Raw genomic sequence first — 23,476 nt, 5'->3', positions numbered from 1 at the left:
CGGCGGGCGCGGTCAGGACAGGCGCGCGACCACGTAGCCCGCCAGCTCATGCAGCATGTCGCGGATCTCATGCGCGGGCAGCGGGGCGAGTGCGGCCTGCGCCTTGGCGGCCCAACCCTGCGCGTCGGCGCGGGTGGCGGTGAGCGTGTCGTATTTCGCCATCAGCGCCAGCGCATGGTCCAGATCGCCGTCTTCCTGACGGCCCTTTTCGATGGTGCGCTGCCAGAAGGCGTATTCCTCGGGGTTGGCCTGCGCGACCGCCTTGATCACCGGCAGGGTCAGTTTGCGTTCGCGGAAATCGTCGCCCACATTCTTGCCGGTGGCGCCGCTGTCGCCCTGATAATCCAGCAGATCGTCGGCGATCTGGAAGGCGATCCCCAGCGCGTCGCCATAGTCGTAGAGTGCCCGCACCTGTTCCTCGGGCGCCTCCGAGATCACCCCGCCCACCTCGGTCGCGGCCGAGAACAGCGCCGCGGTCTTGCCGCGCACCACCTTGAGGTAAACATCCTCGTCGGTCTTCAGATCGGTCGCCGCCGTCATCTGCAGAACTTCGCCCTCGGCGATGGTGGCCGAGGCATTGGCGAGGATGCCGAGCACCCGCAGACTGCCGGTTTCGACCATCAACTGGAAGCTGCGCGAGAACAGGTAATCGCCGACCAGAACGCTGGACTTGTTGTCCCACAGCAGGTTGGCGGTGGGCCGTCCGCGCCGCTTTGCGCTTTCGTCCACCACGTCGTCATGAAGCAGCGTGGCGGTGTGGATGAACTCCACCGTCGCGGCGAGGCCAAGGTGATAATCGCCCTGGTATCCACAGAGCCGTGCGGCAGCCAGGGTCAGCATCGGGCGCAGCCGCTTGCCGCCGGCCTCGACCAGATGGGCGGTGACCTCGGGGATGCGCGGGGCGTTTTCGGACTGCATCCGGGTGCGGATCAGCTTGTCGACCGCCGCCATTTCCCCCGCCAGTGCGGCGGCGAGGCGGTCATGCGGTTTGGTTGCCATGGGTATGTTCATCGTGGGTTTATTCCAAAGGCTCGACATCGCGCGCGGCTTGCCCTTACATCCGGTGTCATGAAGGAACTGTTGCGCAGCACCGACCCGACCGTCATGGCCTTTGCCTCTGCCCTTCTTGGAGGTGAGGATATAGACTGCTTTGAAATGGACGTAAACATGAGCGTTCTCGAGGGGGGGATCGGGATATTTCCCCGCCGGATGATGGTCCGCGATACCGATTACGACGCCGCGCTGCGGGTAATGCGGGACAATGACGTGCCGCTGGGCCGGTGAGCATTTTTTCCGACAGTGAGTTGAGCCGCGATGCGTTTCTGGGGGGGCGTGTGTCGCTGTTTCAGCCGCGCCGGGGCTATCGCGCCGGCATCGACCCGGTGCTGCTGGCCGCCGCGGTGCCCGCCCGCGCGGGGCAGGCGGTGCTGGAGCTGGGCTGCGGCGCCGGCGCGGCGATTCTGGCGCTGGCGGCCCGGGTGCCGGAGCTGGCGCTGACCGGGGTCGAGGTTCAGCCCGAGTACGCGGATCTGGCGCGGCGCAATGCCCGCGACAACGCCCGGGAGCTGGAGGTGGTCTGTGCCGATCTTTCTGATCTGCCCGCCGGGCTGCGCCAACGGCAATTCGATCATGTCATCGCCAACCCGCCCTATTTCCGGTCCGGTGCCCATACGGCGGCCGGGGATGCCGGGCGGGCCACCGCGCTGGGCGGGGCAACGCCGCTGGAGGCGTGGCTGGCGGCGGCGGCGCGGCGGCTGGCACCGCGCGGGGCCCTGCATGTGATCCAGCGCAGCGACCGGTTGCCCGAGCTGCTGGCCGGCTGCGCCGGGCGGCTGGGATCGGTCGAGGTGCTGCCGCTGGCGGCGCGGGCCGGGCGGGCGCCCGATCTGGTGATCCTGCGCGCCCGCAAGGGCGGGCGGGCCGCGTTTCGTCTGCATGCGCCGCTGATCCTGCATGAGGGGACGCGGCATCTTTGCGACGGCGAAAGCTACCGCGCCGAGGTTGCGCAGGTCCTGCGCGGCGGCGCGGCGCTGCCCTGGCCGGAATGATCGGCGGGCGGGGCGGCCCGGAGAATCGGCGAGATGTCGCTTTTGTGACAAAACCTCTGTGCCTGCCGGGTGACAGGTGGGGCGGGATATGCTCAACTTGTCGGGCAATGCATTCAGAGGAGGATTGCCATGAGCCTGAGTTCGCACCTGTCGGAACTTAAGCGGAAGCACGAGCTCCTGAGTCACGAGGTCGAACAGACCCAGCGTGCCCCCGGTGCCGATGCCCTGCATGTCGCGTCCCTGAAAAAACGCAAACTCAAGCTCAAGGAAGAGATCGAGCGGCTGTCGAACTGACCGGCACCGCCGGGGGCTGGCGCGGTGCGCCGGCCTGCGTGATCCTTGTGTCCGGCCAATGAGGACGGGCCTGGCGGTGTCCGCCGTCCTGCCGATCGGTCTGCGGCCTTGGCCGCGCGACCGGCCGGACTGCCAGGCGATGTTTTCGGGTCGCTGAACCGGAAAAACGGCGAACAGAAAAAGGGCCGGTCACAGCGCCGGCCCTTTTCATGATGTGCAGCTCGCCCGCGGCTCAGACGAAGAACTGGCCGCCATTGGCGGTGATGGTCGAACCGGTGATGAACCCGGCGTCGTCCGACACCAGGAAGGCCACGCAGCGTGCGATTTCCTCGGGCTCGCCCAGACGGCCCACCGGGATCTGCGAGATGATCGATTCGCGCACCTTTTCAGGCACCGCCATCACCATGTCGGTGCCGATGTAGCCGGGGCAGATGGCATTGGCGGTGATGTTGAACCGCGCGCCTTCCTGCGCCAGCGACTTGACGATGCCCAGATCGCCGGCCTTGGTGGCGGCATAATTGACCTGGCCGAACTGCCCCTTTTGACCGTTGATCGAGCTGATCACCACCACGCGGCCGAACTTGCGCTCCCGCAGGCCGGGCCAGATCGGGTGGATGGTGTTGAACACGCCGGTCAGATTGGTGTCGACCACCTCATTCCACTGCTCCGGGGTCATCTTGTGGAACGGCGCGTCGCGGGTGATCCCGGCATTGGCGACAACCACATCGATCGGGCCCAGATCCTGTTCGACCTGGGCGATGCCGGCCTTGGACGCCTCATAGTCGGCGGCGTTCCACTTGTAGGTCTTGATGCCGGTTTCCGCGGTAAAGGTCGCGGCGGCCTCGTCATTGCCGGCATAGGTTGCGGCGACGGAATAGCCGGCCGCTTTCAGGGCCTTGGAAATCGCCGCGCCGATGCCGCGCGATCCACCTGTGACGAGTGCTGTTCGTGCCATGTGAGGCTCCTTCAATTATCAAATGCTCTGGTAACTCTGTTACGCATTAAGTTCCGAATTCGCAATAATGTTTCGCAATGAAATTTTTGTAACGGTGAAAAACCCCGCCGCACCTGCCGCGAAATCCGGCAACTTCAAAGAAAAGGGCGCCAGATGGCGCCCTTTGCTGTTTCCTGCGCCGGCCCCTGTTACGGGCGCTCCAGGCACATGGCCACGCCCATGCCGCCGCCGATGCAGAGCGTCGCCAGGCCTTTTTTCGCCTCGCGGCGTTTCATCTCGAACAGCAGGGTGTTCAGGATGCGGCAGCCCGAGGCGCCGATCGGGTGACCGATGGCGATGGCGCCGCCGTTCACGTTCACGATCTCGGGATCCCAGCCCATGTCCTTGTTCACCGCGCAGGCCTGGGCGGCAAAGGCCTCGTTGGCCTCGACCAGGTCCAGATCCGCAGGCGACCAGCCGGCCTTTTCCAGCGCCTTGCGGCTGGCGCTGATCGGGCCGACGCCCATGATCGAGGGATCGACACCGGCTGTGGCGTAGGAGGCGATGCGCGCCAGCGGCTCGAGGCCGCGCTTCTCAGCCTGCTCTGCAGTCATCAGCAGCACGGCGGCGGCGCCGTCGTTGAGGCCCGAGGCGTTGGCGGCGGTGACCGATCCGTCCTTGGTGAAGGCCGGGCGCAGTTTGGCCATGGCGTCCATGGTGGCGCCGTGGCGAATGTATTCGTCCTTGTCCATCACGATGTCGCCCTTGCGGGTCTTGATGATGAAGGGAACGATCTCATCGGCGAACTTGCCGGCCTTTTGCGCCGCCTCGGCCTTGTTCTGGCTGGCGACGGCGAACTCGTCCTGCATGTCGCGGGAAATCTGCCATTGCTGTGCCACGTTCTCGGCGGTCTGGCCCATGTGATAGCCATTGAAGGCATCCCACAGACCGTCGCGGATCATGGTGTCGATATAGGTCATGTCGCCCATCTTGTGGCCGGCGCGGAGCGCGGCGGCATGGGGCGAGAGCGTCATGTTTTCCTGGCCGCCGGCGGCGACGATATCGGCATCTCCGAGCTGGATATGCTGGGCGCCCAGCGCAACCGCCCGCAGGCCCGAGCCGCAGACCTGGTTGATGCCCCAGGCGGCGCTTTCGATCGGCAGGCCGGCGTTGACATGGGCCTGGCGGGCCGGGTTCTGGCCCTGGGCCGCGGTCAGCACCTGACCGAGGATGGTTTCCGACACCTCGGCCTTGTCGATGCCGGCGCGTTCCACGATCGCCTCAAGAACGGCCGCGCCCAGATCATGGGCCGGGGTGTTGGCGAAGGATCCGCCAAAGCTCCCGACGCCTGTCCGCGCCGCCGATACGATTACTACATTTGTCATGTGATCCGGTCCTCTGCCATCCAACGGGCGGCCTCCTCAGATACGGCCGCGCGGGCAGAAACAGAGTGTCGCCCGGGGGCCGCCGCCCCGATGCCTGTGGTGATACCGGATTGCTGCACGTGCAGCAACAGAGGCGTTCGGCCCGGCACGCCGATTTGAAGATGCGCGCGGGCGGACGTGGCGGCAGGCGAGGCGGCGGACGTGTCGGCAGGCGGGGCCTCAGCCAGCGGCGCGGACGCCGGATCTGTTCGCCCAGGCGGGGCGGACGGTGGGCGCACCGAACAGGTATCCCTGCATGCAGTCGATGCCGAGTTTGACAAGGCAATCGGCCTCTTCCGCGGTCTCGACGGCCTCTGCGATGGTCAGCATCTCGAATTCGCGGGCCATGGCGATCAGCGCGCGCACCGCCGACTGGTTCTCATGGTCATCGTGAATCCCGCGGATGAACTGGCCGTCGATCTTGACCGCGTCGAAGAAGAAGTCGCGGAAATGTCGGATGGCGATGGCGCCGGAGCCGAAATCGTCCAGCGCAAAGGCGATTCCATGGCCCTGAAGGCGGTCCATGAAGTCGGTCACCAGTTCTGGCACGGTCATCGCCGAGCGTTCGTTGATTTCCAGGATCAGACGCTCGCCCAGCCGGGCGTCGCCGCGCAGGGCGCGCTCCAGCGTGCGCATCCATTGGCCATAGCCGATCGAGCGGGCGGACATGTTGATCGACAGCCGCAGCGCCGGATTCTGCGCCAGCGTCTTCAGGCCCATGTCGAGCGCGACGCAATCGATCTGACGGCCCAGTTCATCGGCCTCGACCGCCGGCATGAACTCCCGCGCGGGGATGACCCGCCCGGTGGCGTCGAGGATTCGAATCAACCCCTCGTAAAAGGCGGTGCGGCGCGATCCTGCGGCCTGCACCACCGGCTGAAAGGCCAGCATACACTGCCGGTGCCGCACCGCGGCGCGCACCATGTCGAGGGTCGAGGCATCGCGGTTCGCCACCGCCGCATTGAGGGGGTTGTCGGCCCCTTCGGGAATATCGGCCCAGGGCCTCGGGGGGGTCTCAGGTACGGTCATATCGGCTTTGATTCCCGTTGCTGTTCCAGCCTAGAGTCGGGGAAATTCCTTTCGCGGCGATTAACGCTTTCAGGGGGCATGGGTGCATGACGAAAACAGGGGCAATCAGCATGGAACGCTGCGGCTGGGCGGGGTCCGAACAGATCTATATCGACTATCATGACAGCGAATGGGGCGTGCCCGAATGGGACAGCCGGGCGCTGTGGGAGAAACTGATTCTCGACGGCTTCCAGGCCGGGCTGAGCTGGATCACCATTCTGAAAAAACGCGACAACTTCCGCGCCGCGTTCGACGACTTCGATCCCCATGCCATCGCCGGTTGGGGCGAGGATGAGGTTTCGCGCCTGCTGGCCGATCCCGGAATCATCCGCCACCGCGGCAAGATCGAGGCGACCATCGGCAATGCCCGCGCCTGGGCCGAGATCGAGGCGGCGCAGGGATTCGACCGCTATCTGTGGGACTTCGTCGGGGGCAAGCCGGTCCAGAACGAATGGGGGCATCTGAGCGAGGTGCCGCCCTTCACGCCGCTGTCGGAGGCGATTTCCAAGGATATGAAGAAGCGCGGCTTCCGCTTTTGCGGGCCGACCATCGTCTATGCCTTCATGGAGGCGGTGGGGATGGTGAACGACCACCTGACCACCTGCCACCGTTACGAGCCGGTGCGGGCAATGGGCGAAGCGGCGGCCTAGTTCATCTCGCCGAAATAGCGCAGATCCTCGGTTCGGGCGCGGGTCTGCCGCTCCAGGCAGGACAGCCGCAGCATCGGCTGCATCGAGCCGCCATAGGCCAGCAGACTTTCGGTTTCGCAAGCAAGGTCGCGGAAGGCGATCCAGGCGCGCTGGGCGTTGCGCAGGCGGGTCTCGGCGCCGGGGGCGCCGGCACCGTTGGCCGCGTCGATCTGCCGGGCGGTGTCGTGCGCCAGGCGATAGGCCAGGTTCAGATCGCCGTCGGCGGCCTCGTACATCAGCGCGGCGCATTGGGTCATGTCGGTCTGGGTCTGCGGCGCGGAACAGTCCAGCGCCTGTGCCCCTGCGGGCGCGGTCAGCAGCAGGGCGGCAAGGGCCAGGCGGGCAGGGCGGCGGGAAAGGGCAAGGGTCATGGTGGCGCGATCTCCTGTCAAAACGGGGGGCACGCGCCCGAGGATGCGGCGTCGGGGGGGCGGGGGCAAGGATTACTCCGCCGGCGGGCGCGGCGCCTCGAACCCTGGCGTGCCGGCGTCCTCGGGGTGGCGCGCCAGGTGCTGCGCCTTGATCCGGTCCGAGGTGTCGCGGCTGCCGTCATGGGAATAGCCCGGCGGGCCAAAGGCATAGCCAAGCCGCTGGCGCAGGCTCAGGCCGGGCCGGATCACATCGCGGATGAGGCCGACCCATTCGTGGAACGCCACCCGCAGCGGGTTGAAGGTGCCGAGGTTATGCACCAGCCCGTAATCCACCCGGTCCTCCCCCAGTTCCGGCACGAAGGTGCCGAACATCCGGTCCCAGACGATGAACACCCCGGCATAATTGCAGTCGAGATAGCGCGGGTTACGGCCGTGGTGGGCCCGGTGGTGGCTGGGCGTGTTCATCACCGCCTCGATCCAGCGCGGCAGCTTGCCGATCGCCTCGGTATGGATCCAGAACTGGTAGATCAGGTTCAGCCCGCCGCAGAACAGCACCATCGCCGGGTGGAACCCCAGCAGGATCAGCGGCGCCCGCACGATCATCATGAAGGTAAAGGTGCCGGTCCAGGTCTGCCGCAGCGCGGTGGTCAGGTTATAGTGCTGGCTGGAGTGGTGGTTCACATGGCTGGCCCAGACCCAGCGGATACGATGGCCGAACCTGTGCACCCAGTAATACCGCAGGTCGTCCAGCACAAAGCAGAGCGCCACCACCCACCAGCCATGGCCCAGGTCGAGCGGGGTGAGCTGCCAGAGCCACATGAAGAACCGCCAGGTGACGAAGCCCAGCGCGATGCCAACCGCCACGTTGCCCGCCCCCATGATCAGCGAGGTCAGCGCGTCGCGCGTCTCATAGCGCCCGCCGCGGCCGCGCCAGGCGATCCACAGGAATTCCGCAAGGATCAGCGCGACAAAGACCGGCACCGCCATCTGCACCACATCGGGATAGGTGAGGCGCTGGGTCATGGGGTCTGCATCCGGTTGAGCCAGTGGCGGCGCTCGAAGGGGTCGAGCGTCAGGGTCACGGTGGGGGCGGTGAAATCGTGGAACACCACGCGCAGCCGGTCGCCGCGGTCGATCAGGTCGTAGTCCAGCAGCCGCCGCGCCACGGTATCGGCGCCGAACGCCCAGAGCAGCCCCGGACCATGGTCAGTCAGGATCAGGGCGGCGTGGCCGTCGCGGGCCACTGTCGCCTCGGCCACCCGGTCGCCGGGGAACTGCCGCAGCCAGGCCATTTCGGCGCTGACCGGCGTCAGCACGCAGCGCTGCGACCGGCCAGCCAGATGCAGCAGCAGCGCGATCCCCGCGATGCCGAGAACGACCATCGGAATGAGCACGGTCAGCGGCATTCCTTCCCCCTCGGCACCGATTAAACCGCGCCGCGCGCGCCGCTGTCAAAAGGGAACGTGGGGTCAAGCGCGCGCCGCCGCCTGCCGCACCGCCTGTCGCACCGCCCGCCGAACCGGTGTGTCGCGCCGGCGGGCGGGCGGGGCCGCGATCAGCCGTCCGCGCTTATCCCGCCGGCGCGACCAGGGCCCGGATGATGGCCTTTGCGCTGTCCGAATCCCATTCCGCATCGCCCAGCAGCCGGCCGATCTCGCGCCCCTCGGGGTCGATGATCACGGTGACCGGCAGGCCCAGCACCCCCATGTCACGGGCCAACGCCTGTTTCGGATCCTGATGGCGGGGCAGGTTGGTGACCCCGATCTCGTCGAAGAACGCCGTGATGCGGGCGGGGATGTTGCGGCCCGTCGCCAGCGTCACCACCTCGAAGGTCTCGCCGCCGAACTCCTCCTGCAGGGCCGAAAGCATCGGCATCTCCTTGCGGCAGGGGGCGCACCAGGTGGCCCAGAAGTTGAGCAGCACGTATTTGCCGCGATAATCGGCCAGCGTGCCGGTTCCGGCGCCATCGGCCAGGGTGAAGCCTTTGTCCGACACCGGCTTGGGCGCGCTATGCAGCACCAGTTTCTTCATGTCGCCGTCGCGCAGCCCCTCCAGCGTGGCGAGATCGGCGGCCATAGCGGCATTTGCACCCAAGAGCAGGGCCATATAAAGGGTCAGGAAACGGAACAGGCGCATATTACCTCCACGGGTGCAGAACATGGCAGATCAATCCTCGAACCAGATGTGGGGCGGCCGCTTTGCCGCCGGCCCGGACGCGATCATGGAGGCGATCAATGCCTCGATCGGGTTCGACAAGCGGATGGCGGCGCAGGACATCGCAGGCTCCAGGGCCCATGCGGCGATGCTGGCCGCCACGGGCGTGATTACCGATAGCGATGCCGAGGCCATTCGGGAAGGGCTGCTCACGGTCTTGTCAGAAATCGAGGCCGGAACCTTCCAGTTCTCCACCGCGCTGGAAGACATCCACATGAACGTCGAGGCGCGGCTCAAGGCGATCATCGGCGAGCCCGCGGGGCGTCTGCACACGGGCCGGTCGCGCAATGACCAGGTGGCGACCGATTTCAAACTCTGGGTCCGCGACCAGTTCGACGCCGCCGAATCCGGTCTGCTCGCCCTGATCCGTGCGCTTTTGTCCCAGGCCGAGGCCGGGGCGGAGTGGGTGATGCCGGGCTTTACCCATCTGCAAACCGCGCAGCCGGTGACCTGGGGCCACCACATGATGGCCTATGTCGAGATGTTCGGGCGCGACCTCTCGCGGGTGCGCGACGCGCGCGCCCGGATGAACGAATGCCCGCTGGGGGCGGCGGCGCTGGCCGGCACCTCCTTTCCCATCGATCGGGAGATGACGGCGCAGGCGCTGGGCTTTGACCGGCCTTCGGCCAACAGCCTCGACGCCGTGTCGGACCGCGATTTCGCGCTGGAGTTCCTGTCGGTCGCCTCGATCTGCGCCATGCACCTGAGCCGGTTCGCCGAGGAGCTGGTGATCTGGTCGTCGGCCCAGTTCCGGTTCGTGACGCTGTCGGACCGCTTCTCCACCGGCTCCTCGATCATGCCGCAGAAAAAGAACCCCGACGCCGCCGAGCTGATCCGCGCCAAGGTCGGCCGCATCTATGGTGCCAATACCGCGCTGATGATGGTGATGAAGGGGCTGCCGCTGGCCTATTCCAAGGACATGCAGGAGGACAAGGAACAGGTGTTCGACGCCGCCGACAACTGGATGCTGGCGCTGGCCGCTATGGAGGGCATGGTTCGCGACATGACCGCCAACCGCGACAGCCTTGCCGTCGCCGCCGGCTCCGGCTTCTCCACCGCCACCGATCTGGCCGACTGGCTGGTGCGGGTGCTCAGGGTGCCGTTCCGCGACGCCCACCATGTCACCGGCACGCTGGTGGCGATGGCCGAGAAGAAGGGCTGCGATCTGCCCGATCTCACGCTGGAAGAGATGCAGGGCGTGCACGCCGGCATCACCGGGGACATCTTCACCGTTCTGGGCGTCGAAAACTCGGTCAATTCGCGCCTGTCTTATGGCGGCACCGCGCCGCAACGGGTGCGGGAGCAAATCGCCCGCTGGACCGAGGCGCTGGCATGATCCGGCGTGCGGCCCTTGCGGTTCTGGCGCTGAGCCTGCTGTCGGCCTGCGGCATCGATGGCGAGCCGGTGCCGCCCACCCGGGCGCTGCATGCGGGGCCTGCCGCCGGGTTCTGAGATCTGCGCGCTCTGGCCTCGTCGGGGTGCAGAGGCTATCGTGCGCGCGACGGCTGAAGGAGGTTCGCCGATGTCGATCCTGCGCATGATCTACCTGGCCCTGGCGATCTGGGGCACGTTGCACCCGATGTACCACTTCGTGACCTGGTTCGGCGAAAACGGGATCGACCTGGCCGGCCTGGTGGCGGCCTGGACCGCGAACGCCGCCAGCAGCGGGCTGGCGTGGGATCTGACCATTTCGGCCATCGCGCTCACCGTCTTTGTCATCGCCGAGGTCTCGGTGCGCCGCAACTGGGTCGCGCTTGTCGCCATTCCGGCAACATTCTGCATCGGGGTCAGCTGCGGTTTGCCGCTCTATCTGTTCCTGCGCAGCCGTCCTGTGGTGTGATTGCAATTGATCTGGCGCGCGCTTTCTCTTAAGCGCGCGGCATGGATCATTTTCTCTACAAGGGCGGCGTCCTGCACGCCGAAGATGTCCCGGTGGCCGAGATCGCGGCCGCCGTGGGCACGCCGTTCTACGTCTATTCCAGCGCGACGCTGCTGCGCCACTACCGCCTGTTCGACGAGGCGCTGGAGGGCACCGAGCATCTGGTCTGCTACGCGATGAAGGCGGCCTCGAACCAGGCGATCCTGACCACGCTGGCGCGGGCCGGGGCGGGGATGGACGTGGTATCCATCGGCGAATACCTGCGCGCCAGGGCCGCCGGCGTGCCGGGCGACAGGATCGTCTTCTCCGGCGTCGGCAAGACGGCGGATGAGATTCGCGCCGCGCTGGAGGGCGGCATCCGCCAGTTCAACGTGGAATCCGAGCCCGAGATGGAGGTGATCAGCACGATCGCCCAAGATCTGGGCAAGGTGGCGCCGATCACCATCCGGGTGAACCCGGACGTGGACGCGCGCACCCATGCCAAGATCGCCACCGGCAAGTCCGAGAACAAGTTCGGCATCCCGATCGCCCGCGCCCGCGCCGTCTATGCCCATGCCGCGACCCTGCCGGGGATCGAGGTGGTCGGCATCGACGTTCATATCGGCAGCCAGCTGACCGATCTGGAACCATTCGAACTGGCGTACAAAAAGGTCGCCGAACTCACCGAAACGCTGCGGTCCGACGGCCATGACATCCGCCGGCTCGACCTCGGCGGCGGTCTGGGCATCCCCTATACCCGCTCGAACGAGGCGCCGCCGCTGCCGCTGGACTATGGCGCGCTGATCAAGCGGACGCTGGGCCATCTGGGCTGCGAGATCGAGATCGAGCCGGGTCGCCTGATCGCCGGCAATGCCGGGATTCTGGTGTCGAAGGTGATCTATGTGAAAGAGGGGGAGGGGCGCGATTTCCTGATCGTCGATGCGGCGATGAACGACCTGATCCGCCCGGCGATGTACGAGGCGCATCACGATATCGACCCGGTCATCGAACCCGCCCCGGGGGTCGAGGAACACCCCTATGACATCGTCGGCCCGGTCTGCGAGACCGGCGATACCTTTGCCCGCCAGCGCCCGCTGCCGCCGCTGGCCGCCGGCGATCTGATCGTCTTTCGCAGCGCCGGGGCCTATGGCGCCGTGATGTCCAGCGAATACAACACCCGCCCCCTGATCCCCGAGGTGATGGTGCACGGGGATCAATTCGCGGTTATCCGCCGACGCCCGACCTTTGACGAGATCATAAATCGAGATACCATCCCCGAATGGCTCTGACGCGATCCTGCGCGGGCCGGAAGGAGGGAACCCTCTATGGCCCCTGCGCCTGAGCGCGATCCGAGGCTGACCCGCCTGCGCCTGCCGCTGTTTCTCACGCGGGCGGGGATGCTGGCCGAACGGGTTCTGCGCTGTTTCTGGCCGGTCCTGTCCATCGTCATGGGCGTTCTGGCGGCGCTGATGCTGGGTCTGCATGACCTGGCCCCGATCGAGGCGGTCTGGGGTCTGGGCGTGGCGGCGGTGCTGGCGGTTCTGGGCTTTGGCCTGCGCGGCGCGCTGCGGTTTCGCTGGCCCGGGCGCGGCGCGGCGCTGGCGCGGCTCGACGAGACGCTGCCGGGACGACCGATCCGGGCGCTGCTGGACGATCAGGCGATCGGTGCCGGCGATGCAGCCTCGGCCGCGGTCTGGCGCGCGCATCAGGCGCGGATGGCGGCCCGCGCCGCGGCGGCGCGGCCGGTGCGCCCGGACCTGCGGCTTGCCGCGCGCGATCCCTATGCCCTGCGTTACGTGGCCCTTCTGGCGCTGGCGATCGGGCTGATCTTCGGTTCGGTCTGGCGGGTGGGGTCGGTGGCCGAGATGGCCCCGGGCGGCGCCGCGCTGGCCGGTGGGCCGACCTGGGAGGGGTGGGTCGAACCGCCCCGTTACACCGGCCTGCCGACGCTCTACCTGAACGACATCCCCGAAGGCGCGATGCGGGTGCCCGAAGGCAGCCGCATCACCCTGCGATTCTATGGCGAAGTGGGGGCGCTGACGCTGGCCGAAACCGTGTCGGGCCGGGTGGGCGAGCTGCCCTCGGCGGCCGATCCTCAGCAGGAGTTCGGCGTCGCGCAGGGCGGCGCGCTGCGCATCGACGGCCCCGGTGGCCGCGCCTGGGATGTGTCGGTGATCGCCGACGCCGCGCCCGGGATCAGCGTTTCGGCCCCGCCCGAGACCGGCGCGGCGGGCGAGATGACGCTGCCCTTTGCCGCCCGCGACGACTATGGCGTTACCGGCGGCGAGGCGGTGATCGCGCTGGACATCGGCGCGCTCGACCGCCGCTACGGGCTGGCCGTGGCGCCGGAGCCGCGCGAGGCGATCACCGTGCCGCTGCCGTTGCCGATCGCCGGCGATCGGGCCGATTTCGATGAAAAGCTGATCGAGGATTTCTCCAAACATCCCTGGGCCAACCTGCCGGTGACCTTCACGCTCAGCGCCACCGACGCCGCCGGACAGGTGGGGCAGGCGGCGCCCTTTGCGGCGTCGCTGCCGGCGCGGCATTTCTTCGATCCGCTGGCCGCCGCCATCGCCGAGCAACGGCGCGACCTGCTCTGGAGCCGCGAGAACGCGCCGCGCGTGGCGCAGGTGCTGCGGGCGGTGTCGCACCGGCCCGATGAGGTGTTTCGTTCGGAAACCGCCTATCTGAGGCTGCGGGTGACGCTGCGGCGGCTGGAGAATTTCACCGCCCACGGGCTGAGCACGGCGCAGCGCGACGAGATCGCCGAGGCGCTGTGGGGGCTGGCGATGCTGCTGGAGGAGGGCGACCTCGGCGATGCGCTGGAGCGCCTGCGCCGGGCACAGGAACGGCTGTCGGAGGCGATGAAGAACGGCGCCTCGGATCAGGAGATCGCCGAGCTGATGCAGGAGCTGCGCGAGGCCACCGATGACTACCTGAGCCAACTTTCCCGTCAGGCGCAGCAGGAGGGGCAGCAGGGCGAGCAGGGCCAGCCGCAGGACGGCGACAGCATGCAGATGACCCAGAACGATCTGCAGCGGATGATGGACCGCATTCAGGAGCTGATGGAGCAGGGCCGCATGGCCGAGGCGCAGCAGGCGCTGGAGGAATTGCAGCAGCTGATGGAGAACATGCGCGTCACGCAAGGGCAACAGGGCGAGGGCGGCCAGTCCGAGGGCCAACGCGCGATGGAGGGGCTGGCCGACACCCTGCGCGATCAGCAGGGGCTGAGCGATCAGGCGTTCCGCGATCTGCAGGAACAGTTCAACCCCGGCGCCGGGGCCGGGCAGAGCCGGCAGAACGAGGGCCGCAATGGCGGTCAGGGCCGCGGCCAGAGCCATGAAGGTCAGGGCGAGGGCCAGCAGCAGGGTCAGGGCGGCGACGGTGACGACACCCGCCAGGGCCAAAACGGACAGCAGCGGGGCGACGAGTCGGGGGCCGGCTCGCTTGCCGACCGCCAGCAGGCGCTGCGCGAGGAACTGAACCGCCAGCAGGGCGGCCTGCCCGGTGCCGGCACACCCGAGGGGGACGCGGCACGCGATGCGCTGGGCCGCGCCGGCCGCGCCATGGACGGCGCCGAAGAGGCGCTGCGCGGCGACGATCTGGCCGAGGCGATCGACCGCCAGGCCGAGGCAATCGAGGCGCTGCGCGAGGGCATGCGCGCGCTGGGCGAGGCGATGGCGCAGGAGCAGCAGGGCAACCAGCAGCAGGGCCAGGGCATGGCCGAGGGCGACATGCGCGCCAATGACCGCGATCCGCTGGGCCGGCAGGCGGGCGCCAACGGCGCGCTCGGCACCGACGAGGGGATGTTGCAGGGCGAGGATGTCTATCGCCGCGCCAGGGAACTGCTGGACGAGATCCGCCGCCGTTCGGGCGAGGGGGAGCGGCCTGACGTCGAACTCGACTATCTACGCCGGTTGCTCGACCGGTTCTGAACCGGGACGGCCCGGCCGACCTGGCCGATCTGCCTGACCCGCCTTATTCGGGCAGAACCTTGGTCACGAAATCGCCGATCTGGGCGTCGAGCCAATAGCGCAGCTGATCGACCATCGCCACATAGGCGCTGAGCGCCGGATCCGCCTGCGGCAGGGTTTGGGCGATGCGCGGCGCGTTGACATAAACCAGCACCAGCGCCGCGCCGATCAGCAGGGCCACCGAAAAGCCGCGCATGAAACCGCCGCGACGCGCCGGTGCCTCGTCACCGACCGGCAGTTCGCCCTCATCGGCGCGGCTCCCCATGCTGGAGGAGGAGCGCAGGGTGGAATTGATCTCTTCGATGTCGGGCAGCAACTCCCGGCGCGCGGTGGGATTGGCGGCCCCCACCGCGAGACCCTGCGCGGCAGCCTCTGCGCCTGGCTCCTTGTGACCGCGCAACCGCGCCATGCGGTCGCGCGCCTCGCGGGCGTGGCGGGCCGATTCCGCCGGCGGGTTGTCCAGACCCAGCTCGGGCTGGCTTTCCAGCCCGCCGCCTTCTGCGGCGCGCAGCTGAGCCTCGTGTTCGGCCTCGGCGCGCAGGATCTCGGACACGGAGACGTCCAGCTCCTGCCGTGGCGGCTCAGGGGCGGGTTCAAAGGCCGGCTCCGGCGCGTCCTCAGGCGTCGCCGGGGCCGCGTCGCCCGGCGCGTCCCATGGCTCTGATGCGTCTTCGCTCTCCGCTTCCGGCTCCACGTCCTTGGGATCGTCCCCCAAGGGCGCTTCCCAGCTTTCGCCGCCGGAGTCCTGCATCTCTTCTCGGTCGACAGCGTCCCGCGCCGCATCCAGCCGTGTGCGGTCCGCTTCGGCGGCGGTTTCCGGGTGGGCCACAAACCAGGTGTCCCCGCAGTTGGAACATTGCACGTCGCGGCCCTCGAACGGGATCACCTCGTCCGGCACCTCATACTGCGCACCGCAATTCGGACATGTCAGACGCATGCTGCCCCTCCTGGCCCGCGAACCCATTGGTTTTCGGCGATCATAGGGCGATGCCGCGATCTGTGAAAGGGTTGAAACCAGCCCGTTTCGCCGCGATGCGCCGCTCAGGCGCCCGACCCCATTGAAACTGAGCCCGGGCTGGGGCACAAGACCATGTGACCACCGCAGGGGGCAGGGCGTGATCGAGCTGGACGATGTCGGCTATAGCTATGGCGGCGGCGAGTTGTTGAGCAATCTCTCCGTCAGGCTAGCACCGGGCTCTTTCCACTTTCTGACCGGGCCATCGGGGGCGGGCAAGACCACCCTGCTGAAGCTGTGTTACGGCGCGCTCACCCCCACTTCGGGCACGGTGCGGGCCTTCGACGCCGACATGCGCGGGCTTGACCGGGACCAGATGGCGCTGCTGCGTCGCCGGATCGGCGTGGTGCATCAGGACTGCCGCTTTCTCGATCACCTGCCGCTGGCCGACAATATCGCGCTGCCGCTGATCGTCTCGGGCCGCGACATGGCGCAGGAATCCGACAATCTGAAGGAGTTGATGTCCTGGGTCGGGCTGACCGCGCGCGCCGATGCCCGTCCGCCGGAGCTGTCGGGCGGCGAACGCCAGCGCGCCGCGCTGGCCCGCGCGGTGATCCTGTCGCCCGACGTGGTGCTGGCCGACGAGCCCACCGGCAATGTCGATTGGGACATGTCGATGCGCCTGCTGACGCTGCTGGTGGAGTTGAACAAGATGGGCAAGACGGTGCTGATCGCCAGTCACGATCTGGCGCTGATCCGTGCCGCCAAGAGCCAGGTTCAGGCGCGGGTGCTGCGCATTTCGAACCGGCGGCTGCAATTGGCGGGGGCGGACCTGTGAGCAGCGGCATGTTGCGCAATGTGCTGATCGGCGACGCACAGGCCGACCGGGTGGTGCCGCCCAGCGGCTTTACCGCCCAGCTTACGCTGTTCGCTTCCGGCGCGATGGCCTTTCTTGCGGTCTTTGCGCTGGCGCTGTCGCTGGCCTCGGGCCGGCTGGCCGAGCGCTGGGCGAGCGAGCTGGCGCGCAGCGCCACGCTGCGCATCACCGCGCCGGAGGATCAGGTCGCGGCCCAGACCGACGCGGCGCTGCGCGTCCTGCGCCAGACCCCCGGCGTGGCCCGCGCCCGCGCGCTCAGTCAGGAAGAGCAGGCGGCGCTGCTGGCGCCCTGGTTCGGGCCGGGGCTGGACCTCGCGGCGCTGCCGGTGCCGCAGCTGATCGAGGTGATGGAAGACGAGCTGGGCTATGATGCCGCCGGTCTGCGCCTGCGGCTGGCGGCCGAGGTGCCGGGCGCGGTGCTGGACGATCATACCCGTTGGCGTAAACCGCTGGTCGAAGCCGCCAACAGCCTGCGCCGCCTGGGCTGGATCTCGGTCCTGCTGATCGGCGGGGCGATGGCGGCGATGATCACGCTGGCGGCCAATGCGGCGCTGGCGGCCAATGCGCAAGTGATCGAGGTGCTGCGGCTGGTGGGCGCGCGCGACAGCTATATCGCCGGGGCCTTCGTGCGCCGCTTTACCCTGCGGGCGTTGATCGGCGCCGGTATCGGCGTCGCGCTGGGGCTGGGCGGCGTGCTGCTGCTGCCCGAGGCCTCGGACGAGGGCGGCTTTCTCACCGGTCTGGGCTTTCGCGGGCTGGGCTGGCTTTGGCCGCTGCTGATCCCGGTGCTGGGTGCGCTGGTGGCCTTTGCCGCGACATGGTTCGCCGCCCGCCGCCGATTGAAGGAGCTGAGTTGATGCAATACCTGCGTTCGCTTGTCTATGTGATCCAGGTCTATCTCGCCATGGCGGTGCTGGGGATCTCCTTCACTCCTTGGGCGATCCTGTCCAAACGCGGCGCGCTGGTCGCCTGCAAGCTTTATGCGCGCTATGCGCTGTGGTCGGCCCGCTGGATGATCGGTCTGAAGTCCGAGGTGCGCGGCACCGTGCCCACCGGCGAGGTGATGATCGCGGCCAAACACCAGTCGTTCTTTGACATTTTGGTGATTTTCAAAGCATTGCCGCATCCCAAATTCATCATGAAGCGCGAACTGCTCTGGACCCCTTTCATCGGGCTCTATGCCAAGCGGCTCGGCTGTATCCCGGTCGATCGCGGCAAGCGCGGCGGAGCGATCGCAAGGATGGTCAAGGATGTGGCGGCGGAGTTCGACGAACCCGGGCAACTGGTGATCTATCCTCAGGGCACCCGCGTCGCGCCGGGCGACTACAAACCCTACAAGGTCGGGCCGGCGGTGCTCTATGAGGGCACCGGATACCCTTGCGTGCCGGTGGCCACCAACGTGGGGCTGTTCTGGCCGCGCACCGGCATCCTGCGCAAGCCCGGCACCGGGGTGGTGGAATTCCTCGACACGATCGGGCCGGGCACAGAGCGCGCCGAATTCATGGCGCGGCTGGAAGAGGCGATCGAGACCCGCTCGGACGATCTGATGCGGGAGGCTCAGGGAGGCTAAGGCGTGCGGTATATCGACAGCATCGAGGGGCTGGAGGCGCTTTACGGCACGCCTCCCTCGGCGGCCCTGCGCAAGGTGGCGCGGCGGATGACGCCGCTCTACCGCCGCTGGATCATGGCCTCGCGGCTCTGTGTCCTCACCACCGTCGGGCCCGAGGGCACCGACGGCAGCCCGCGCGGCGACGATGGCCCGGTGGTGCAGGAGCTTGACCCCGGAACGCTGGCGATGCCCGACTGGCGCGGCAACAACCGGCTGGACTCCTTGCGCAATATCGTGCGCGATCCGCGCGTGTCGCTGATGTTCTTCGTGCCCGGCTCCAACACCGTTGTGCGGGTGAACGGCGCCGCGCGGGTGACCACCGATGCGGGGATGCGGGCGCGGTTCGACAAGGGCGGCCGCCAGCCCGCCACCGTGATCGTGATCGCCATCGACGAGATCTATGCCCAATGCGCCCGTGCCCTGATGCGGGCCGGCACCTGGACGCGCGGCGACGAAACCGCCGGTCTGCCCAGCGTGGGGGCGATCCTGGCCGAGATGACCGACGGCGAAGAGGGCGGCAAACCCTATGACGACGCCTGGGGCGCGCGGGCGGCCAGGACGATGTGGTAAGGGGTTAATCCCTGGTCACGGGATGCGTCACCGGCGCGGGTCTGGCGGTTGTGGGGGCATCCTCTGGCACCGGATCGCGCAGCCGGGCCCAGAGCAGCAGCATCGCCAGACCTACGGCCAGCGCCAGCGCAAGCAGCACCGGCACCCGGCTGAGCCAGCGCGTCGCCGCGTCCGCCTGGATCCCGCGTCCGGTCAGCCACAGGGCCAGCGCGACACCGGCTGCCGCCGCCTGCCATCCGAGCAGGGCCAGCACCCGGTTCATCCCGCGAACGAAGCTGTCGCCGGTGGGCGGCAGCGTGAGAAACTGCCAGACGGACAGTGCATAGCGCGCGGCCCAGAGAGAGAAGAGCAACCAGACCGCCTGTTGCCGGGACATGGGGGGCCTCCTTTTCGCGGGCAGTCTACCGCAAATGGGCCCATACCCGAAACGCCAGCTCCCGCGTCAGGTTTCGCCCCCGAGCCGCGACCAGACCTGCCGCAGGGTGGCGTCGTCCATCCGCAGCCCCAGATCCCCGGTGATAAGTTGCGCGAGACCGTCGAAATCGGCGATCTCCGATTTCGACGTTCCCTCCGGCCCCTCGCGCGTGACCGCCCGGTTGAAGACGCCGATCCTTGTGTCGCCGTCAAAGCCCGCCAGCATCAGGTTGTCGCGAAAGGGCATGCCGGCCCAGGTGGCGCAGAGGTAATTCGCCGCCTCGATATCCGCCGCGCCGACATGGGCGTCGTCGAAGCCGTAGAGGGGAAACCAGCCCGCCTTGGTGTGCTTGTCGACGACGCGCTCGCCGGTTCTTTCGTCGTGCCAAAGGCGATAGGTGCCGTTGGGGGCGACTTGTTCGGTGTCGGTGTCCAGCCGCAGTGGGATCAACGCGCCCGGCCCGCCATAGCCGGCATCGGCCAGAAAAATCCCCTCCGGCAGCTGGACCTGCAACGCCAGATGGCTGCGCGGCCCGCCCTCGGCGGCGCCCTTGCGTACACGGGCCAGACAGAGGCGCGGGGCGAACCCCAGCGCCTTGAGCGCAGCACCCAGCAAGGCATTGAGTTCAAAGCAATACCCGCCGCGTCCCCGGATAACGATCTTGTCGAAGATTGCGGTCATGTCGAGACCGGGCAGACGACCGAGAAAGGGGTCGATGTCCTCGAACGGCAGGGCGCGCAACTGCGCCGATTGCAGATCGCGCAGGCCCCGCGCGGTGACCGGGACCGGGTTCAGCCCGAGACGGTCGAGATAGGCGGTCAGGTCGAATCCGGTCATGTTGCACCCCTTCGCGCGGACGGTGCAGACGGGCCGCGAAGTCGTCAAGTCGGCAGCGTAGGAACGTCGCGGCAGCACGATGGGGGCGGGCCGCCGCGACCAGCGCTCAGGAATGAATTGGCCCGTCGCCGCAGGCCAGCGCGGCCTCGCGCACGGCTTCGGAATAGGTCGGATGGGCGTGGCAGGTCAGGGCCAGATCCTCGGCCGAGGCGCCGAACTCCATGGCGACGCAGATCTCGTGGATCAGATCGCCCGCCGCCGGGCCGATGATATGGGCGCCGAGGATGCGGTCGGTGTCCTTGTCGGCGAGGATCTTGACGAAACCCTCGGCGGCGAAATTGGCCTTGGCGCGCCCGTTGCCCATGAACATGAACTTGCCGACCTTGTAGTTATGGCCTTGTTCCTTCAGGATTTCTTCGGTCGCGCCCACATTGGCAACCTCGGGGGCGGTGTAGATCACGCCGGGGATCACGCCATAATTCACATGCCCATGCTTGCCTGCCACCTGCTCGGCCACCGCCATGCCTTCGTCCTCGGCCTTATGCGCCAGCATCGGGCCCTCGATGACATCGCCGATGGCATAGATGCCGGGAACGTTGGTCTGCCAGTCGGCGCCGACGTTGATCTGGCCGCGCTTGGTCATCTCGACCCCGAGGGCGTCGAGGCCGAGCCCGTCGGTATAGGGTTTGCGGCCGGTGGCGACGAGGACGGTGTCGGCGTCGATGGTGTGTTCGCTGTCGTCCTTGCGCAGTTTATAGGTGACCTTGGCCTTGGTCTTGGTCGCTTCGGTCTTTTGCACCGCGGCGCCCATGATGAAGTTAAGCCCCTGCTTTTTAAGGATTCTCTGGAAGGTTTTTTGAACCTCACCGTCCATCCCGGGGGTGACGACGTCGAGATATTCGATCACCGTCACCTCCGCGCCGAGGCGGCTGTAGACGCTGCCCAGTTCCAGGCCGATCACGCCGGCGCCGATCACCACCAGTTTCTTCGGAATCTTGTTCAGCTCAAGCGCGCCGGTGGAGGTGACGACGACGTTTTCGTCCACCTCGACGCCGGGGAGCGAGGCGGGCTCAGACCCGGTGGCGATGATGATATTCTTCGCCTCGTGCACCTCGTCGCCGACCTTGACCTTGCCGGCCCCGGGGATGGTTCCCCAGCCCTGAATCCAGTCTACCTTGTTCTTTTTGAACAGGAATTCGATGCCCTTGGTGTTGCCCTCGACGACCTCGTCCTTATAGGCGAGCATCTGTTTCCAGTCGACGCTGGGGGATTTTCCCTTGAGGCCCATCTTGGCAAAGTTGGTCTCGGCCTCGTGCAGCTGGTGGCTGGCGTGCAGCAGCGCCTTGGAGGGCATGCAGCCCACGTTCAGGCAGGTGCCGCCGAGCGCGCCGCGCCCCTCGATGCAGGCGGTTTTCAGGCCCAGCTGGGCGCAGCGGATCGCGCAGACATAGCCGCCGGGGCCGCCGCCGATGATGATCACGTCATAGTTTGCCATCTTTGGTCTCCTGTCGTCATTTGTACGGAAAGGGGCGCGTTCCGTACGTTTTCAGGGGGGCGTTCAAGCGGCTGATTTGCCGGTTTGGGGAGTTTTCGCCCGGTTTTGTACAGTTCGGCAGATGTGTGCGTCTTGGAGGCAAATTCGGGACCGTCGGCGCGAGGTCTTTGTCCGTGACGCTTGCGTCACGGGCAGCGCCCGACCGCCCGCCATGGGCGGGCGCTTCGCACCCACCCTGCGGTCGGACTCTGCCCTCTGTCGGTCCTGGCAAGGCATGCCGCCTCCTAAGCTCGGTTCACAGGCCGGGTCCAGACCCGGCCTGTTATCTTACAGATCCATCAGCAGACGCCGCGGGTCTTCCAGCGCCTCTTTCACCCGCACCAGGAAGGTCACGGCGCCCTTGCCGTCGACGATGCGGTGATCGTAGGACAGCGCCAGATACATCATCGGGCGGATCTTGATCTCGCCGTTGATGACCATCGGGCGGTCCTGGATCTTGTGCATGCCGAGGATGCCCGACTGCGGCGGGTTCAGGATCGGCGAGGACATCAGCGAGCCGTAGACGCCGCCGTTGGAGATGGTGAAGGTGCCGCCCTGCATCTCGGCCATCGACAGTTTGCCGTCGCGGGCGCGCTTGCCCTTTTCGGCGATCGCCTTTTCGATCTCGGCAAACGACATCCGGTCGGCGTCGCGGATCACCGGAACCACCAGGCCCTGGGGCGTGCCGGCGGCGACGCCCATGTGGACGAAGTTCTTGTAGACGATGTCGGTGCCGTCGATCTCGGCGTTGACCTCGGGCACCTCTTTCAGCGCGTGGCAGCAGGCCTTGGTGAAGAAGGACATGAAGCCCAGGCGCACGCCGTGCTTCTTCTCGAACTGGTCCTTGTAGGTGTTGCGCAGCGCCATCACCTCGGTCATGTCCACCTCGTTATAGGTGGTCAGGATCGCGGCGGCATTCTGGGCGTCCTTCAGGCGGCGGGCGATGGTCTGGCGCAGGCGGGTCATCTTGACCCGTTCCTCGCGCGCGGCATCGTCGGCGGGCACCGGGGCGCGCGGGGCCACGGCGGGGGCGGTCGCCGGGGCGGCGGCGGGTTTGGCGACGCTGGCCGACAGCGCCTTTTGCACGTCTTCCTTCATGATGCGGCCGTCGCGGCCGGTGCCGGTGACCTGCGCGGCGGTGAGACCGGCCTCGGCCATCGCCTTTTCGGCCGAGGGGGCGTTGGCCACATCCTTGTCCGCGGCGGCGGGGGCGGCGGCGGGGGCAGCCGCCGAGGGGGCGGCGGCGGGGACGACGCCGGCGGCAGAGCCGGAGATCACGCCCAGTTTGCCGTTGGCTTCGACCGTGGTGCCCTCGGGGGCGAGGATTTCGGCCAGCACGCCGGCGGCGGGGGCGGGCACCTCGACCGAGACCTTGTCGGTTTCCAGCTCGCACAGCATTTCGTCCTGCGCCACGGTGTCGCCGACCTGCTTGAACCAGGTCGAGACGGTGGCCTCGGTCACGCTTTCGCCTAGGGTGGGGACCATGACATCGACGCTGTCGGCGGCGGCGGGGGCCGCGGCGGGGGCAGATGCGGCGGCTGCGGCGGGGGCTGCGGCGCCCGCGCCCTCGGCGATGGTGGCCAGCAGGGCGGCGACGCCCACAGTCTCACCCTCGGCGGCGACAATCTCGCCCAGCGTGCCGGCGACGGGGCTGGGCACCTCGACGGTGACCTTGTCGGTTTCCAGCTCGCACAGCATTTCGTCGACGGCGACGGCGTCGCCCGGTTTCTTGAACCAGGTGGCGACGGTCGCCTCGGTCACGGATTCGCCAAGCGTGGGGACGCGCACTTCGGTTGTCATGTTCC

25 protein-coding genes are annotated in these 23,476 nt (G+C 67.7%); 12 read left to right on the top strand and 13 right to left on the bottom strand.

The window, feature by feature from the left end:
• Positions 1 to 12: 12 nt before the first annotated feature.
• A complete protein-coding gene (locus E1832_RS19475) occupies positions 13 to 999 on the bottom strand; it encodes a polyprenyl synthetase family protein (protein WP_425358986.1) in 987 nt (328 codons plus the stop codon).
• Positions 1,000 to 1,068: 69 nt separating this feature from the next.
• Here E1832_RS19475 and E1832_RS19470 point away from each other — a divergent pair, with 69 nt between their 5' ends.
• From E1832_RS19470 to E1832_RS19460, 3 genes are all read left to right on the top strand, one after another.
• Positions 1,069 to 1,284 (top strand): putative signal transducing protein, encoded by a 216-nt coding sequence (locus E1832_RS19470; protein ID WP_133361447.1) that lies wholly within the window; start codon positions 1,069 to 1,071, stop codon positions 1,282 to 1,284.
• Positions 1,281 to 2,048, top strand: coding sequence for a tRNA1(Val) (adenine(37)-N6)-methyltransferase (locus E1832_RS19465; protein WP_133361446.1), 768 nt, complete (start codon positions 1,281 to 1,283; stop codon positions 2,046 to 2,048). Before E1832_RS19470 ends, E1832_RS19465 begins: the two co-directional genes overlap by 4 nt.
• A gap of 129 nt (positions 2,049 to 2,177) precedes the next feature.
• On the top strand, positions 2,178 to 2,342 hold the full coding sequence (locus tag E1832_RS19460; RefSeq protein WP_133361445.1) for a YdcH family protein: 165 nt from the start codon (positions 2,178 to 2,180) through the stop codon (positions 2,340 to 2,342).
• Between the two features lie 232 nt (positions 2,343 to 2,574).
• On the opposite strand, the gene phbB is transcribed toward E1832_RS19460, so the two are convergent.
• From phbB to E1832_RS19445, 3 genes are all read right to left on the bottom strand, one after another.
• On the bottom strand, positions 2,575 to 3,297 hold the full coding sequence (gene phbB / locus E1832_RS19455; RefSeq protein WP_133361444.1) for an acetoacetyl-CoA reductase: 723 nt from the start codon (positions 3,295 to 3,297) through the stop codon (positions 2,575 to 2,577).
• Positions 3,298 to 3,485: 188 nt separating this feature from the next.
• On the bottom strand, positions 3,486 to 4,661 hold the full coding sequence (locus tag E1832_RS19450) for an acetyl-CoA C-acetyltransferase (protein ID WP_133361443.1): 1,176 nt from the start codon (positions 4,659 to 4,661) through the stop codon (positions 3,486 to 3,488).
• Positions 4,662 to 4,880: 219 nt separating this feature from the next.
• Positions 4,881 to 5,729: an EAL domain-containing protein gene (locus E1832_RS19445; RefSeq protein WP_133361442.1), complete on the bottom strand. Its 849-nt coding sequence runs from the start codon at positions 5,727 to 5,729 to the stop codon at positions 4,881 to 4,883.
• A gap of 110 nt (positions 5,730 to 5,839) precedes the next feature.
• Between E1832_RS19445 and E1832_RS19440 the strand changes: the two genes are divergently transcribed.
• On the top strand, positions 5,840 to 6,418 hold the full coding sequence (locus tag E1832_RS19440; protein WP_133361560.1) for a DNA-3-methyladenine glycosylase I: 579 nt from the start codon (positions 5,840 to 5,842) through the stop codon (positions 6,416 to 6,418).
• Here the strand turns inward: E1832_RS19440 and E1832_RS19435 are convergent.
• The 4 genes from E1832_RS19435 to E1832_RS19420 form a co-directional block, all read right to left on the bottom strand.
• Positions 6,415 to 6,828, bottom strand: coding sequence for a lysozyme inhibitor LprI family protein (locus E1832_RS19435; protein ID WP_133361441.1), 414 nt, complete (start codon positions 6,826 to 6,828; stop codon positions 6,415 to 6,417). The two genes, E1832_RS19440 and E1832_RS19435, sit on opposite strands and share 4 nt — an antisense overlap.
• A 72-nt stretch (positions 6,829 to 6,900) precedes the next feature.
• Positions 6,901 to 7,851, bottom strand: coding sequence for a sterol desaturase family protein (locus tag E1832_RS19430; protein WP_133361440.1), 951 nt, complete (start codon positions 7,849 to 7,851; stop codon positions 6,901 to 6,903).
• On the bottom strand, positions 7,848 to 8,234 hold the full coding sequence (locus E1832_RS19425; protein WP_133361439.1) for a hypothetical protein: 387 nt from the start codon (positions 8,232 to 8,234) through the stop codon (positions 7,848 to 7,850). Before E1832_RS19425 ends, E1832_RS19430 begins: the two co-directional genes overlap by 4 nt.
• Positions 8,235 to 8,397: 163 nt before the next feature.
• Positions 8,398 to 8,964, bottom strand: a complete 567-nt coding sequence (locus E1832_RS19420; RefSeq protein ID WP_133361438.1) for a TlpA family protein disulfide reductase — start codon at positions 8,962 to 8,964, stop codon at positions 8,398 to 8,400.
• Positions 8,965 to 8,986: 22 nt separating this feature from the next.
• Between E1832_RS19420 and argH the strand changes: the two genes are divergently transcribed.
• The 4 genes from argH (at position 8,987) to E1832_RS19400 (ending at position 14,835) form a co-directional block, all read left to right on the top strand.
• Positions 8,987 to 10,378: an argininosuccinate lyase gene (argH, locus tag E1832_RS19415; protein WP_133361437.1), complete on the top strand. Its 1,392-nt coding sequence runs from the start codon at positions 8,987 to 8,989 to the stop codon at positions 10,376 to 10,378.
• Between the two features lie 186 nt (positions 10,379 to 10,564).
• Positions 10,565 to 10,882, top strand: coding sequence for a DUF2834 domain-containing protein (locus tag E1832_RS19410; protein WP_133361436.1), 318 nt, complete (start codon positions 10,565 to 10,567; stop codon positions 10,880 to 10,882).
• A gap of 41 nt (positions 10,883 to 10,923) precedes the next feature.
• On the top strand, positions 10,924 to 12,189 hold the full coding sequence (gene lysA / locus E1832_RS19405; RefSeq protein ID WP_133361435.1) for a diaminopimelate decarboxylase: 1,266 nt from the start codon (positions 10,924 to 10,926) through the stop codon (positions 12,187 to 12,189).
• A 36-nt stretch (positions 12,190 to 12,225) separates the two neighbouring features.
• A complete protein-coding gene (locus E1832_RS19400) occupies positions 12,226 to 14,835 on the top strand; it encodes a TIGR02302 family protein (protein WP_133361434.1) in 2,610 nt (869 codons plus the stop codon).
• 43 nt (positions 14,836 to 14,878) lie between these two features.
• Here the strand turns inward: E1832_RS19400 and E1832_RS19395 are convergent, their stop codons facing one another.
• Entirely contained in the window at positions 14,879 to 15,811 is a 933-nt protein-coding gene (locus E1832_RS19395) for a zinc-ribbon domain-containing protein (protein WP_133361433.1), read from the bottom strand.
• A 178-nt stretch (positions 15,812 to 15,989) separates the two neighbouring features.
• On the opposite strand from E1832_RS19395, the gene E1832_RS19390 reads away from it, so the two are divergent.
• The 4 genes from E1832_RS19390 to E1832_RS19375 are packed head-to-tail and all read left to right on the top strand — an operon-like array spanning position 15,990 to position 18,885.
• Positions 15,990 to 16,667, top strand: a complete 678-nt coding sequence (locus E1832_RS19390; RefSeq protein WP_133361432.1) for a cell division ATP-binding protein FtsE — start codon at positions 15,990 to 15,992, stop codon at positions 16,665 to 16,667.
• Positions 16,664 to 17,563: a cell division protein FtsX gene (locus tag E1832_RS19385; RefSeq protein WP_133361431.1), complete on the top strand. Its 900-nt coding sequence runs from the start codon at positions 16,664 to 16,666 to the stop codon at positions 17,561 to 17,563. The genes E1832_RS19390 and E1832_RS19385 overlap by 4 nt, the downstream gene beginning before the upstream one ends.
• Positions 17,563 to 18,276, top strand: a complete 714-nt coding sequence (locus E1832_RS19380; protein WP_245514052.1) for a lysophospholipid acyltransferase family protein — start codon at positions 17,563 to 17,565, stop codon at positions 18,274 to 18,276. The genes E1832_RS19385 and E1832_RS19380 overlap by 1 nt, the downstream gene beginning before the upstream one ends.
• 3 nt (positions 18,277 to 18,279) lie before the next feature.
• Positions 18,280 to 18,885, top strand: coding sequence for a pyridoxamine 5'-phosphate oxidase family protein (locus tag E1832_RS19375; RefSeq protein ID WP_133361429.1), 606 nt, complete (start codon positions 18,280 to 18,282; stop codon positions 18,883 to 18,885).
• 4 nt (positions 18,886 to 18,889) lie between these two features.
• On the opposite strand, the gene E1832_RS19370 is transcribed toward E1832_RS19375, so the two are convergent.
• The 4 genes from E1832_RS19370 to odhB all read right to left on the bottom strand — a co-directional run bounded on the left by E1832_RS19370 (position 18,890) and on the right by odhB (position 23,471).
• Entirely contained in the window at positions 18,890 to 19,261 is a 372-nt protein-coding gene (locus E1832_RS19370; protein ID WP_133361428.1) for a hypothetical protein, read from the bottom strand.
• 66 nt (positions 19,262 to 19,327) lie between these two features.
• Complete coding sequence (locus E1832_RS19365; protein WP_133361427.1) at positions 19,328 to 20,137, bottom strand: arylamine N-acetyltransferase family protein; 810 nt, start codon at positions 20,135 to 20,137, stop codon at positions 19,328 to 19,330.
• Positions 20,138 to 20,243: 106 nt separating this feature from the next.
• The gene (gene lpdA / locus E1832_RS19360; RefSeq protein WP_133361426.1) at positions 20,244 to 21,632 is read right to left on the bottom strand and encodes a dihydrolipoyl dehydrogenase; all 1,389 of its coding nucleotides are present in this window, start codon (positions 21,630 to 21,632) and stop codon (positions 20,244 to 20,246) included.
• A gap of 327 nt (positions 21,633 to 21,959) precedes the next feature.
• Positions 21,960 to 23,471 (bottom strand): 2-oxoglutarate dehydrogenase complex dihydrolipoyllysine-residue succinyltransferase, encoded by a 1,512-nt coding sequence (gene odhB / locus E1832_RS19355; protein WP_133361425.1) that lies wholly within the window; start codon positions 23,469 to 23,471, stop codon positions 21,960 to 21,962.
• Positions 23,472 to 23,476 lie beyond the last annotated feature (5 nt).

Source organism: Antarcticimicrobium luteum (assembly GCF_004358185.1).
Classification (GTDB): domain Bacteria; phylum Pseudomonadota; class Alphaproteobacteria; order Rhodobacterales; family Rhodobacteraceae; genus Antarcticimicrobium; species Antarcticimicrobium luteum.
This window is presented reverse-complemented; position numbering and strand designations above follow the sequence as displayed.

Bases quoted from the DNA above. Each gene is read 5' to 3' on its own strand.
- odhB (WP_133361425.1), bottom strand. From the start codon at position 23,471: ATGACAACCGAAGTGCGCGTCCCCACGCTTGGCGAATCCGTGACCGAG.
- E1832_RS19435 (WP_133361441.1), bottom strand. From the start codon at position 6,828: ATGACCCTTGCCCTTTCCCGCCGCCCTGCCCGCCTGGCCCTTGCCGCC.
- E1832_RS19475 (WP_425358986.1), bottom strand. From the start codon at position 999: ATGGCAACCAAACCGCATGACCGCCTCGCCGCCGCACTGGCGGGGGAA.
- lpdA (WP_133361426.1), bottom strand. From the start codon at position 21,632: ATGGCAAACTATGACGTGATCATCATCGGCGGCGGCCCCGGCGGCTAT.
- E1832_RS19470 (WP_133361447.1), top strand. From the start codon at position 1,069: ATGAAGGAACTGTTGCGCAGCACCGACCCGACCGTCATGGCCTTTGCC.
- E1832_RS19380 (WP_245514052.1), top strand. From the start codon at position 17,563: ATGCAATACCTGCGTTCGCTTGTCTATGTGATCCAGGTCTATCTCGCC.
- E1832_RS19450 (WP_133361443.1), bottom strand. From the start codon at position 4,661: ATGACAAATGTAGTAATCGTATCGGCGGCGCGGACAGGCGTCGGGAGC.
- lysA (WP_133361435.1), top strand. From the start codon at position 10,924: ATGGATCATTTTCTCTACAAGGGCGGCGTCCTGCACGCCGAAGATGTC.
- E1832_RS19430 (WP_133361440.1), bottom strand. From the start codon at position 7,851: ATGACCCAGCGCCTCACCTATCCCGATGTGGTGCAGATGGCGGTGCCG.
- E1832_RS19400 (WP_133361434.1), top strand. From the start codon at position 12,226: ATGGCCCCTGCGCCTGAGCGCGATCCGAGGCTGACCCGCCTGCGCCTG.
- argH (WP_133361437.1), top strand. From the start codon at position 8,987: ATGGCAGATCAATCCTCGAACCAGATGTGGGGCGGCCGCTTTGCCGCC.
- E1832_RS19395 (WP_133361433.1), bottom strand. From the start codon at position 15,811: ATGCGTCTGACATGTCCGAATTGCGGTGCGCAGTATGAGGTGCCGGAC.
- E1832_RS19420 (WP_133361438.1), bottom strand. From the start codon at position 8,964: ATGCGCCTGTTCCGTTTCCTGACCCTTTATATGGCCCTGCTCTTGGGT.
- E1832_RS19370 (WP_133361428.1), bottom strand. From the start codon at position 19,261: ATGTCCCGGCAACAGGCGGTCTGGTTGCTCTTCTCTCTCTGGGCCGCG.
- E1832_RS19425 (WP_133361439.1), bottom strand. From the start codon at position 8,234: ATGCCGCTGACCGTGCTCATTCCGATGGTCGTTCTCGGCATCGCGGGG.
- phbB (WP_133361444.1), bottom strand. From the start codon at position 3,297: ATGGCACGAACAGCACTCGTCACAGGTGGATCGCGCGGCATCGGCGCG.
- E1832_RS19410 (WP_133361436.1), top strand. From the start codon at position 10,565: ATGTCGATCCTGCGCATGATCTACCTGGCCCTGGCGATCTGGGGCACG.
- E1832_RS19440 (WP_133361560.1), top strand. From the start codon at position 5,840: ATGGAACGCTGCGGCTGGGCGGGGTCCGAACAGATCTATATCGACTAT.
- E1832_RS19365 (WP_133361427.1), bottom strand. From the start codon at position 20,137: ATGACCGGATTCGACCTGACCGCCTATCTCGACCGTCTCGGGCTGAAC.
- E1832_RS19445 (WP_133361442.1), bottom strand. From the start codon at position 5,729: ATGACCGTACCTGAGACCCCCCCGAGGCCCTGGGCCGATATTCCCGAA.
- E1832_RS19460 (WP_133361445.1), top strand. From the start codon at position 2,178: ATGAGCCTGAGTTCGCACCTGTCGGAACTTAAGCGGAAGCACGAGCTC.